At 60.6% G+C, this 11,243-nt stretch carries 9 protein-coding genes; 3 read left to right on the top strand and 6 right to left on the bottom strand.

Going from position 1 to position 11,243, the window contains the following annotated elements:
* Positions 1-5: 5 nt before the first annotated feature.
* Both ASD95_RS19045 and ASD95_RS19040 read right to left on the bottom strand, forming a co-directional pair.
* Positions 6-1,331: an APC family permease gene (locus ASD95_RS19045; RefSeq protein WP_056721125.1), complete on the bottom strand. Its 1,326-nt coding sequence runs from the start codon at positions 1,329-1,331 to the stop codon at positions 6-8.
* A gap of 185 nt (positions 1,332-1,516) precedes the next feature.
* A complete protein-coding gene (locus ASD95_RS19040) occupies positions 1,517-2,338 on the bottom strand; it encodes a carbon-nitrogen hydrolase family protein (RefSeq protein ID WP_056721126.1) in 822 nt (273 codons plus the stop codon).
* A gap of 124 nt (positions 2,339-2,462) precedes the next feature.
* Here ASD95_RS19040 and ASD95_RS19035 point away from each other — a divergent pair, with 124 nt between their 5' ends.
* Both ASD95_RS19035 and ASD95_RS19030 read left to right on the top strand, forming a co-directional pair.
* Positions 2,463-3,263, top strand: coding sequence for a helix-turn-helix transcriptional regulator (locus ASD95_RS19035; RefSeq protein ID WP_056721129.1), 801 nt, complete (start codon positions 2,463-2,465; stop codon positions 3,261-3,263).
* A 101-nt stretch (positions 3,264-3,364) separates the two neighbouring features.
* Positions 3,365-4,984, top strand: a complete 1,620-nt coding sequence (locus ASD95_RS19030; protein ID WP_056721131.1) for an FMN-binding glutamate synthase family protein — start codon at positions 3,365-3,367, stop codon at positions 4,982-4,984.
* A 27-nt stretch (positions 4,985-5,011) separates the two neighbouring features.
* Here ASD95_RS19030 and ASD95_RS19025 read toward each other — a convergent pair whose 3' ends face one another.
* The 3 genes from ASD95_RS19025 to ASD95_RS19015 are packed head-to-tail and all read right to left on the bottom strand — an operon-like array spanning position 5,012 to position 7,834.
* Positions 5,012-6,520 carry a glucosyltransferase domain-containing protein gene (locus tag ASD95_RS19025; RefSeq protein WP_056721133.1) on the bottom strand — a complete coding sequence of 503 codons (1,509 nt, stop codon included), beginning with the start codon at positions 6,518-6,520 and terminating at the stop codon, positions 5,012-5,014.
* A gap of 1 nt (position 6,521) precedes the next feature.
* Positions 6,522-7,463 carry a glycosyltransferase family 2 protein gene (locus ASD95_RS19020; protein WP_056721135.1) on the bottom strand — a complete coding sequence of 314 codons (942 nt, stop codon included), beginning with the start codon at positions 7,461-7,463 and terminating at the stop codon, positions 6,522-6,524.
* Complete coding sequence (locus ASD95_RS19015; protein WP_056721138.1) at positions 7,460-7,834, bottom strand: GtrA family protein; 375 nt, start codon at positions 7,832-7,834, stop codon at positions 7,460-7,462. The genes ASD95_RS19020 and ASD95_RS19015 overlap by 4 nt, the downstream gene beginning before the upstream one ends.
* Positions 7,835-8,078: 244 nt before the next feature.
* Between ASD95_RS19015 and ASD95_RS19010 the strand changes: the two genes are divergently transcribed.
* Positions 8,079-9,239, top strand: a complete 1,161-nt coding sequence (locus tag ASD95_RS19010; RefSeq protein ID WP_056721140.1) for an OpgC family protein — start codon at positions 8,079-8,081, stop codon at positions 9,237-9,239.
* A 90-nt stretch (positions 9,240-9,329) separates the two neighbouring features.
* On the opposite strand, the gene ASD95_RS19005 is transcribed toward ASD95_RS19010, so the two are convergent.
* The gene (locus tag ASD95_RS19005) at positions 9,330-10,751 is read right to left on the bottom strand and encodes an amino acid permease (protein ID WP_056721142.1); all 1,422 of its coding nucleotides are present in this window, start codon (positions 10,749-10,751) and stop codon (positions 9,330-9,332) included.
* Positions 10,752-11,243 lie beyond the last annotated feature (492 nt).

Raw genomic sequence — 11,243 nt, 5'->3', positions numbered from 1 at the left:
GCGCCTCAGAGCGCTTCCTGGAAGTCCATCTCCGGCGGCTGCCGACGGAACCCGCCGGTCAGCACCGCCAAGTACATCACGCCGATTGCCAGCCAGCTCAAGCCCAGGTAAATCGCCAGGTGATCGAGGCTGACCATCAGCCACAAATCCGCTGCCAGGCCGATGAACGGGAACAGCAGGAACAACACGAACTCGCGCAGACCTTTGTTTTCGCCACCGATCCAGTAATGGAAGATCACCGACAGGTTCACCAGGCTGAACGCCAGGAACGCGCCGAAGTTGATGAACGAGGTCGAGGTGGTGACGTCCAGTTTCAGTGCCAGCAACGCCACCACCGCGCACAGCAGGATGCTGTTGATCGGCGTGCCGAAGCGTTCGTGCAAGGTGCCGAAAAACGACTTCGGCAACACGCCGTCGCGGCCCATGGCGTACAGCAGCCGCGAACCGCTGGCCTGGGCCGACAGGCCCGAGGCGAACTGGCCGACGATCAGGCCGATCAGGAAGATCGAGACGAACAGGTCGCCACCGATGTTGCGGGCAATTTCATAGGCCGCCGAGTCGACGCTGTCGAACTGGAACGACGGATGGGCGACCTGCACGAAGTACGACACACCGACGAAAATCAGCCCGCCGATCAGGGTGATCAGCATGATCGCCCGGGGAATGGTGCGGCGTGGATCACGGGTTTCCTCGGTCAGGGTGCTGACCGCGTCGAAGCCCAGGAACGAGTAACAGGCGATGGCCGCGCCGCTCATGATCAGCGGCATCTGCATGTCGCCATTGAAGAACGGTTTGATCGACCACAACGGCGTGCTTGCATCACCGCCGACGTAATGCACGCACAGTGCGACGAAGGCGATCAGTACCAGAAACTGCACCAGCATTAGCAAGGCATTGATGCCGTTGGCTAGTTTCAGGCCGACGATGTTGATCGCGCTGGTGATGCCGATGAACGCCAGTACCCAGATCCACTGCGGCACCGCCGGGAATGCGGAGTTGAGGTAAGCCGCGCCGATCAGCCAGATCGCCATGGGCAGGAACAGGTAATCGAGCAGCACCGCCCAACCGGCGATGAACCCGAGCTTCGGGCTGATGGCCTTGCGCACGTAGCTGTAGGCCGAGCCGGCCACCGGGAACGCCGAGGCCATGCGCCCGTAGCTCATGGCGGTAAAGAACATCGCCACCAGCGCCGCGAGGTACGCGGCCGGCACCATGCCGGCGGTGGATTGGGCGAGGATGCCAAAGGTGCCGAGCACAATGATCGGCGTCATGTAGGCGATGCCAAACAGCACCACCGACCCTAGTGACAGGGTGCGTTGCAAACGAGCCATGAGCGACTACTCCGGATTTTATTGGATTTATGGCAGAGCCGAGTTCGGCGCAAATTACGGGTGTTGCGTTGTTGTTCTTTGGCGTTGAATCCAGTTGAAAGCCTGAAAAGATCGCAGCCTTCGGCAGCTCCTACGCCGAACGCATTTACCTGTAGGAGCTGCCGAAGGCTGCGATCTTTTGATGTTCAGTTCGAAGGAATCAGCAGCTCCCGCAGCCCACCCGCCTGCTCAACCACCTCCCCCGGCAACCTCAGCCGCTGATCATCCAGATAACGGTAATCCTGGCGTGCCGCCGTCAGCTGGTTCAGGTCCAACTCGACCGCAAACTGCCCTTCCTCGCGTCCGGCTTCGAACAACAAGGTGCCCATTGGATCGACCAATGCGCTGCCGCCGGCAAACAGCAAACCACCGTCACCCTCTTCCACCCGGTTGACCATCAGCGCAAACGCCTGGTTTTCCTGGGCGCGGGCCATGATCGCGGTGCGGTGGGTCGGGCCGTAGGGGTCCATGTTGCCGTTGGTGACGATCAACAGTTCGGCCCCCAGTTGCGCCAGGGCACGGGCGCTTTCGGGGAATTCGATGTCGTAGCAAATCAGCAGGCCCACGCGCACGCCGTTCCACAGGCAGGTGGCGTAGCGATCGCCCGCCTCGTAGACGCCGCGATCCGAGGCCCACAAGTGAGTCTTGCGGTACTTCAGCGCGATGCCTTCAGGGGTGATCAACAGCGTGGTGTTGTAGAAGCGGCCGTTGTCGTTCTCGGCCATGCCGATGGCCACGCCGATATTGCGCTGGCGGGCGGCGGCGATTACCGCGCTGACGGACGGGCCGTCCAGTGGTTCGGCCACCTCGGCCACGGACTCGGCCGAAGGGAAGCCCATCAAGTGGCCTTCGGGGAACAGGATCAGTTGCGTATCGGCTGCACACGCAGCCATCGCCGCCAGAGTGCGTTCGAGGTTGTAGGCCGTGTCGTTGTCACGGCCTGCCAATTGGGCGAGTTCGACCTTCATGGGTATTCCTTGTCATGGGCCGGGCGGCAGAAAGATTGCCCGGTCGGTGTCTGTGCGCCAGTATGCGCACCAAGCAACCGGGCGGGGAATCACGCCGCTGGGGTAACACGATAGGGGTAGATGCATGACACTCTCGTTGGACGACATCGCCTGGCACCGCTCGGTGGGGCAACTGATCGACGCCCTGGACAAGCCCAATTTCTGGACCCGGCTTGTACGCCTGCTGGACCAGTACGTACCCTTCGACAGCTGGGTGGCGCTGCTTTTCAGTGCCGATCAGCGCCCGCAAGTGTTCGCCGAATGCCCCGGCGAAGACGGCAGCCCCGACCAGTTGTTCCAGGACTACCTGCGCGGCCTGTACCTGCTCGACCCCTTCTACATCGCCTGCCGCGAGCAGTCGCGCACCGGGCTTTATCGTCTGTCGGAAGTAGCCCCGGAGCACTTCGAACTGACCGAGTATTACCAGCGCTACTTTCGCCTGAATGTGGTGGCCGATGAAATCCAGTTCAATTGCCAGCTCGAAGGCGACCGCACGCTGTGCCTGTCACTGGGTAGCAAGCAGCGCTTCAGCGGCCAGCAGATCGCCTTGTTGTCGTTGATCCAGCCGTGGGTGCTCGGCCTGTTGCGCCAGCGTCTACCCTACGACATCAACGAAGCCGTGGCCCTGGCCCCCGCACCGCCACACGCCGACTGGCGGGTACAGCTGGAAGCCTCGGTGCAGCAGCTCAAAGGCGCGCAGTTGACGGCCCGGGAGCTGGATGTCGGGCGTTTGATGCTCAGCGGTTGCTCCAGTAAAGAAATCGCCCGTAAGCTGGAAATCTCTGTCGAAACCGTGAAAGTCCACAAGAAACACATGTACAGCAAGCTGGGGATCAAATCCCAGTCCGAGCTGTTTTCGATTTTTCTCCAGGCACAAAATGCCTGAAAAGATCGCAGCCTTCGGCGGCTCCTACATGGATCGCATTCCCTGTAGGAGCTGCCGAAGGCTGCGATCTTTAAACTCGAGTCCGAACCCAAGGAAACCGTATGAGCCTGTCACTCCTGAGCCGCTACGCCTTCTTTGCCGCCTGCGTGATATTCACCCTCGCCAGCCTGCCTTTTCTTGACTATGACTGGCTCTGGCCGATCACCGCCGTCACGGCTGTCCTCAGCCTGATCGGTGTGTTCGATCTGCTGCAAAGCCCCCACGCAGTGCGCCGCAATTACCCGATCCTCGGCAATATCCGCTACCTGGTCGAAGGCATCCGCCCGGAGATCCGCCAGTACCTGCTCGAATCCGACAGCGACGCCCTGCCCTTCTCCCGGGCCCAGCGCTCGCTGGTCTATTCCCGGGCCAAGAATGAAACCGCCGACAAACCCTTCGGCACGCTGATTGACGTGTATCAGTCGGGTTTCGAATTCATCGGCCACTCCATGCGCCCCGCGCCCTTGAGCGACCCGAGCAGTTTCCGCGTCACCGTCGGCGGCCCGCAGTGCACCCAGCCGTATTCGGCGTCAGTGTTCAATATCTCGGCCATGAGTTTCGGCTCCCTCAGCGCCAACGCCATCCGCGCGCTGAACCAGGGTGCCAAGCTCGGCAACTTCGCCCATGACACCGGCGAAGGCAGCATCAGCCCCTATCACCGGGAAAACGGTGGCGACCTGACCTGGGAACTGGGCAGCGGTTACTTCGGTTGCCGCACCAGCGACGGCCGTTTCGACCCGGAACGCTTTGCGGCGCAAGCCCGGACGCCGCAGGTACGGATGATCGAAATCAAGATGAGCCAGGGCGCCAAGCCCGGCCACGGCGGCATCCTGCCCAAGCACAAGGTCACCCGGGAAATCGCTGAAACCCGCGGCATCCTGATGGGCGAGGACTGCGTGTCACCGTCGCGCCACACTGCGTTTTCCACGCCGATTGAAATGATGCATTTCATCGCGCAACTGCGTGAATTGTCCGGCGGCAAACCGGTGGGCTTCAAGTTCTGCCTCGGCCATCCGTGGGAGTTCATGGGCATCGCCAAGGCCATGCTGGAGACGGGCATCCTCCCGGACTTCATCGTCGTCGACGGCAAGGAAGGCGGCACCGGCGCCGCGCCCGTGGAGTTCACCGACCACATCGGCGTGCCGATGCGCGAAGGCCTGCTGTTCGTGCACAACACCCTGGTGGGCCTGAACCTGCGGGACAAGATCAAGCTCGGCGCCAGCGGCAAGATCGTCAGCGCCTTCGACATCGCCAGCGTGCTGGCCATCGGCGCCGACTGGGCCAACTCGGCGCGCGGTTTCATGTTCGCCATCGGCTGCATTCAGTCGCAGAGCTGCCACACCAATAAATGCCCGACCGGCGTCGCCACCCAGGACACCCTGCGCCAGCGCGCGCTGGTGGTTCCGGACAAGGCCCAGCGCGTGTTCAACTTCCACCGCAACACCCTCAAGGCCCTGGCGGAAATGCTCGCCGCCGCCGGCCTCGAACACCCGTCACAGCTGTCAGCCAAGCATCTGGTGCGACGCATGTCGGCGACCGAGATCAAATTGTTCTCGCAGTTGCACGTGTTCCTCAAACCGGGGGAATTGCTGACTGGCGAAGTGAACGGCGAGTTCTACTCGCGGATGTGGCAGATGGCCCGGGCCGACAGTTTCGAGCCCAATGACATAGCGGCGGCATGACTTCGCCACCCCGATCAAAATCGCGCATTACCAGCGCAGTGTTTTGCTCGGGGTCGGTTCCTTCATCACGATAAAACCGTAATCACCGATCAGGTAAATCCGGTAGAACTGGCTGTCCACCAGCGCCGGATAGCCCTGGTACCCGACCCGCGTCGCGTTGCGCCGCTCCTGCTCCGCCACCACGTTGGTGATCCCCGCTTTCGGCAGGTTTTCGGCCAGCATGTAAAAGTCGGTATTGAGCAAATAGTGCAGCACCGGCAACTGCTTGAATGAGCCTGCCGCCGCCACTAACCAATAGTCGGAATAACTCACCGAGATGTAGATCCGCCTGGCTTCGCGAAGCGACTGGTGGCTGGCGATGTCGTACGCAAGACCGGCCAGTGCCGTGGACGCAAAGGTTTTCTGCACCGTCAGCACCCGACCATAGGCGAACGACAGCGACAACATGGCCAACAGGGGAATCATCAACAGCAGCGGCAGCCGCTCATGGATCGAGGCCAGCGCCAGATGCCCCAGGTAGAACAGCAACACCAACAACACGGCGAAGCCCATCAAGGTGCGGGCGCCTTCGTTGAAGTCGCGAAAAAACAGCGCGACACCGGACACCAGCAGCGTCACCACCGGCAAAGTCAGCAAACACATCAGGCCGATCAACAGCTTCTTTGGCCCACCGTCCTGGCGCACCGCTATGTTCAATCCCAACCGCACTGCCCCGGCTATCGCGATCAACAGTAACCCGCCGAACACCCAGAGCCATCCGCCATGGAACAGCAGCACGACTTTTTCCAGGACCCGGGCAATGTTGATCTGGATCTGCAAAAAAGGGTGCGCCGTCCAATCGAGCAACGATGTGCGATTGGAGTCCATGTACGGACCCGCACTGACGCTGTAGATCAACCCGCCGAGGATGACCTGGGCGGCTTTCCAGCCCAGCAGGTCGCGCCATGGCAACGGGGCCGTCTTATCGTTGGCGGCCCTGAGCAACTCCAGGCAACACAGGCCCAGGAACACATTCAGGCTGACCTGATACAACCCCAGCGCCAATGCAATCAGGAACGCCGGCACCAGCCATTGCACGCTACGCCACGGGTGACGAAAGGTGATGGCGTAGATCACTGCCACCAGGCTGAGGGTCGTGGTGGGACCGTCGTATTGATAGGACAGGTTTTGCAGGAAGAACGGGTTGTACCAGAGCGGCAACAGTACCAGGCAACAAGCGACGCTTGGCTTGTGAAAGTAATGGAGCGTCAGGCTGGTCAGCGCCGACGCCATGGCCAGCGTGGCGATCAGCAAGGGCAAGGGAAAGATGTTCGGCGCGGCATGGCTGAAGGTCAGCGCGTTGTAGAACAGCTGGGCGAAGAGTCGGCCCTGCTCGGCCCAGGCCATGCCCGCCGACAGCGAGCGCCAGTTGTCATCGATGTAGGGATAATCGGCGAGGATCAACGGCAGGATATACACCAGGGTGGCAAACAGAAAAAACCGCCGGACCTGGTGCCGGCTGAGCTCGCGAACGAAGAGGTCGCTGAACCGGCCCATGCTAACGCCCGCCCCGGTCTTTGCCGCCGACGATGTCCTTGATCACATAACGCGGCCGGTGCTTGGCCTCGATGTAGATGCGACCGATGTACTCGCCGAGGATGCCGATGCCGATCAACTGCACGCCGCCGAGAAACAGGATCGCAGTCATCAGCGACGGATAACCGGGGACGCTGTTGCCGAAGAAAATCTTGTCCAGCACCATGTACACCGCATAGAGCACCGCGAAAATCGAAATGCCGCCACCGACGTAAGTCCACAAGCGCAGCGGCACGGTGCTGAATGAGGTCACGCCTTCCAGGGCCAGGTTCCACAGCTTCCAGCCATTGAACTTGCTGCTCCCCGCCACCCTTCCTGGCCGCTCGAACTCCACCACCACGGTGTTGAACCCGGCCCACGACAGCACGCCTTTCATGAACAGCTGATGCTCGGGCAAGGACCGGATCACGTCGACCACCTTGCGATCCATCAGCCGGAAGTCCCCGACGTTTTCCTCGATGCGGGTGTAGGCGATGCGATTGAGCACATGGTAGAAAATCGACGCGCTGTGACGCCTGAGGTAGCCGTCGTCAGCCCGGCTGCGACGCTTGGCGAGTACCACGTCGGCCCCCTTTTGCCATTGCTCGATCAACAACGGAATGACGTTGATCGGGTCCTGCAGGTCGACATCCATCGGGATCACGGCATCGCCACTGGCGTATTCCAGGCCGGCAAACAGTGCCGGCTCCTTGCCGAAGTTGCGCGAGAAATTGATCAGCATGACCCGATCATCCGCCTGGGCCAGAGCCGTAGCCTGTTCGGCCGTGCGGTCGGAGCTGCCGTCGTTGATGAACACGATCTCGACTTCGGTGTCACCCAGCCTCAACTCCCGTCGCACCGCCTGATAAAACAGGTTGATGGACTGCTCTTCGTTGAACACCGGGACAATGAGCGAGATTTTCATCGATCACGCTCACGAAACACCACGTATTTGGAATACAGGAAACCGAACACCAGGCTCAACGCCGAAAACAGGGCCACGGTGAACAAACCGTGCAATCGCCAGATGTCGCCCAGATGACCGACACCCAGGCTCAATGCCCCCATGCCCAAAAGAAACAGCAGATAACCCGCGACCGTGGCACTGGCGGCGAAGGTAAATTGCGCGTTCATGTAGAAGGAAAACGACGCAGCCACGCAAAAGGCAGCCAGGTTGCTGACCGCCTGGCTGAGGCTGGCCGCCACGCTCAGCAGGAAAAAGATCTGCCAGTGAATCAGGGTGTTGGCGACCCCGATCACCGTGTAACTGGACAGACCTTTCCACAACAGTCTCATGGGAGGCTCCCGCTTCCAGAACGTTGCATTCAATAGTATTTGAGCCTGTCTACTGTCAGAAATCGCAGGTTGTTGGACCTTTCAGACCAGCGGTTGAGCCTTGAAGCAACGCCCGAGACATCCGGTAATATCCCGACTTTGCAATTGCCCGCGAATCAGTCCACCCTGCGCGCCGCCGATCGGGCACATGGCCTTTGCGCCTGTGGCCAATCCCATTTTCACCCGTTGTTACGAGCCTGCTGTCATGACCTTAGCGCGCGATCACCGGATCGACTTTTTTCGTGGCCTGGCACTGATCTTCATCTTCTGGGATCACGTGCCCCACAACCCCTTGGGGCAAATCACCCTGCGTAACTTCGGTTTCAGCGATGCAGCCGAGATTTTCGTGTTCCTGGCAGGCTTCGCGTCCGTATTGGCGTACGGCAAAGTCCTGGCGCGCGAAGGCTTTCTGATCGCCTGCGTGAAAATCCTGCGCCGGGCGTGGGTGCTCTACGTGGTACACATCTTCCTGTTGGCGATGCTGATGGGCATTGTGTTTTTCGCCAACAGCCACGTGGAAACACGGGACCTGGTGGAGGAAATGGGCATGCATCACTTCATCAGCAACCCGCAGCAGGCGCTGATCGATGAACTGCTGTTGCGCTTCAAGCCGAACCTGATGGACCCGCTGCCGCTGTACATCGTGCTGTTGGCGGGCTTGCCCCTTGCGCTGCCCCTGCTGGTGCTCCAGGCCTGGGTGGTGGTCGCGATGTCATTGGCGCTGTACCTGATGGTGCCGCTGGCTGGCTGGAACCTGGCCGCCATCAAGGACGGCGTGTGGTATTTCAACCCGGTCGCCTGGCAGTTGCTGTTCGTGCTCGGCGGTGCCGCTGCGATTCACAGCCAGCGCCCGCGCCTGCCCGAATCCCGCCCACTGGTTCGCCAGCCGTTGTTTGTCGGTGCGGCGTTGTATGTCGTGGTCGCGGGTGTGTTGACCGTGCTGTGGCGTTGGCCGGACATACACGATGCCGTGGTGCCAGCGAGCCTGCAAAACATCCTGTACCCCATCAGCAAGACCGACCTGTCACCCGTGCGCCTGCTGCATTTCCTCGCACTGGCCTACGTCACGGCGAAACTGATTCCCGACAGCGGATGGACGCAAAACTGGCTGGCGCAGCAAAGTTGCCGCATGGGCCGTTTCTCGCTGGAGATTTTCTGTCTGGGCGTGCTGCTGGCGCCCCTGGCGGACATGGTCAATGCATTGACCGACGATGCTTTTGCCATGCAGATCTTCACGGCGCTGGTGGGCGCCGGGTTGATGGCGTTGCTGGCGGCGTGGCTGGAGTTCAACAAGCGTTTGAACCAGACAATCAAAAGATCGCAACCTGCGGCAGCTCCTACAGAATCAGACCGCATCCTCCTGTAGGAGCTGCCGCAGGCTGCGATCATTTGCTCTTCAAAACCCAAAAGCCCCGATCATTTACGACCGGGGCTTTTGTCTTTCAGGCATTACGACTTACGAAGCCGAACGCGCCGCACCTTGCGCAACATGGGTCGGTTGCAGCTTGAACACGTAGAACAACACCGTCAGCAGCACCAGGAACGCAGGGCCCACATACAGCGCCACGCGGGTGTCCGGGAAGTACGCCATCAGGCCCACCACCAGCACCAGGAACGCCAGCGCCAGGTACGAGCTGACCGGGTACAGCCACATGCGATATTTCAGGCCAGCCGCTTCGCTGGCGCTCAGGCCTTTGCGGAATTTCAGCTGGGCCAGCAGGATCATCGCCCAGGTCCAGATCGCGCCGAAGGTGGCAATCGCCGTCACCCAGACAAACACCTTTTCCGGTACCAGATAGTTCAGCAGTACGCCCAGCAGCAACGCGCCAATCGACAGCAGCAATGCACGACGTGGAACGCCATTGTTCGAGGTCTTGGCAAAGCCCGCCGGGGCCTGGCCGTTCTGCGCCAGGCTGTAGAGCATGCGCCCGGTACTGAAGATACCGCCGTTGCAGGACGACAACGCCGCGGTGATCACCACGAAGTTGATGATGCCCGCCGCGGTCTTGATGCCCAGGCGCTCGAAGGTCATCACGAACGGACTGCCCTGGGTGCCGATTTCGTTCCACGGGTAGATCGACAGAATCACGAACAACGCACCGACGTAGAACAGCAGAATCCGCCAGAACACCGAGCCGATGGCGTCGGGAATGGTCCTTTGCGGGTTCTTCGCTTCACCGGCGGTCAGGCCGATCATCTCCACGCCCAGGTAGGCGAACATCACCATTTGCAGGGACATCAACACGCCTTGCACGCCGTTGGGCATGAAGCCGCCGTGGGTCCACAGGTTGGAAATCCCCAGGGCCACGCCGTCGTTGCCGAAACCGAAGGCGATGATGCCGATACCGCCGAACACCATCGCAACGATGGTGACGATCTTGATCAGGGCAAACCAGAACTCGAATTCACCGAAGGCCTTGACCGCGATCAGGTTGATCGAGCCCATGCTGATCAGCGCGGCGAGCGCCCAGATCCAGCGCGGCACATCGGGGAACCAGACGCCCATGTACACCGCCACGGCCGTGATTTCCGCGACGCAGGTCACCAGCCACAGAAACCAGTAGTTCCAGCCGGTCAGAAATCCCGCCAGCGGGCCGAGGTAGTCCTGGGCGTAACGGCTGAACGAGCCGGCGACCGGATTGTGCACGGCCATCTCGCCGAGGGCGCGCATGATCACCAGGATCGCCAGACCGCCAATGATGTAAGACAGCATGATGGCCGGGCCGGCCATTTCAATGGCCTTGGCCGAGCCCAGGAACAGGCCGACGCCGATACAGGCACCGAGCGCCATCAGGCGAATATGCCGTTCGCCGAGTTCGCGTTTAAGCGGACCGCCCTGAGCGGTCTCGCCTTGGGGCTGGTGATTGCCTACGGGCATAAGGGGCACCTCATCTTGTTGTTGGATATGACCACCGAGCTTTGAAGCCGCCGACCGATAGGCCAATGGCTTCGCGTAACCGGGCCTGCTTTGTAAGCAGAACCGTCCTGTAGGACAAAACCTGCAGGATCAGCGGGTCGTGCAGTATAAAAAGCTGACGGCAGAGATATTCACTCTATAAACCACTAAATTCAGTCATAAATCCCGGCAATAACCCGACTTGCGGAGGGGCATCAACTGGATTTTGTATGAATCTTCGCTATTTAAAGGGCGCGGAGTATTGCACAGCATTGGTGCATCGTCATGCCCCCAGCCAAAGCCTATAAAGCTCTAGTTCAAGTGTTTCAGCCCTCCTGCCTACTGTGGCGAGGGAGCTTGTCGGATCGCCGCACCGTCCCGTCCGACTGCGCAGCAGTCGCAAACCAAAAAACCAGATCGTCCAGACAGATCAGAGTTGCTGGTATGGGGACCGCTTCGCAGTCCAGCGGGAGC

It is taken from the genome of Pseudomonas sp. Root71 (genome assembly GCF_001429045.1).
Taxonomy (GTDB): Bacteria; Pseudomonadota; Gammaproteobacteria; order Pseudomonadales; family Pseudomonadaceae; genus Aquipseudomonas; species Aquipseudomonas monachiensis.
The sequence above is the reverse complement of the archived record's forward strand: the minus strand, read 5'-3'. Positions and strand labels throughout refer to the sequence as shown.

Excerpts from the sequence above, each read along its gene's own strand:
- ASD95_RS19020 (WP_056721135.1), bottom strand. The coding sequence starts at position 7,463 with ATGAAAATCTCGCTCATTGTCCCGGTGTTCAACGAAGAGCAGTCCATC.
- ASD95_RS19040 (WP_056721126.1), bottom strand. The coding sequence starts at position 2,338 with ATGAAGGTCGAACTCGCCCAATTGGCAGGCCGTGACAACGACACGGCC.
- ASD95_RS19045 (WP_056721125.1), bottom strand. The coding sequence starts at position 1,331 with ATGGCTCGTTTGCAACGCACCCTGTCACTAGGGTCGGTGGTGCTGTTT.
- ASD95_RS19015 (WP_056721138.1), bottom strand. The coding sequence starts at position 7,834 with ATGAGACTGTTGTGGAAAGGTCTGTCCAGTTACACGGTGATCGGGGTC.
- ASD95_RS19010 (WP_056721140.1), top strand. The coding sequence starts at position 8,079 with ATGACCTTAGCGCGCGATCACCGGATCGACTTTTTTCGTGGCCTGGCA.
- ASD95_RS19030 (WP_056721131.1), top strand. The coding sequence starts at position 3,365 with ATGAGCCTGTCACTCCTGAGCCGCTACGCCTTCTTTGCCGCCTGCGTG.
- ASD95_RS19035 (WP_056721129.1), top strand. The coding sequence starts at position 2,463 with ATGACACTCTCGTTGGACGACATCGCCTGGCACCGCTCGGTGGGGCAA.
- ASD95_RS19005 (WP_056721142.1), bottom strand. The coding sequence starts at position 10,751 with ATGCCCGTAGGCAATCACCAGCCCCAAGGCGAGACCGCTCAGGGCGGT.
- ASD95_RS19025 (WP_056721133.1), bottom strand. The coding sequence starts at position 6,520 with ATGGGCCGGTTCAGCGACCTCTTCGTTCGCGAGCTCAGCCGGCACCAG.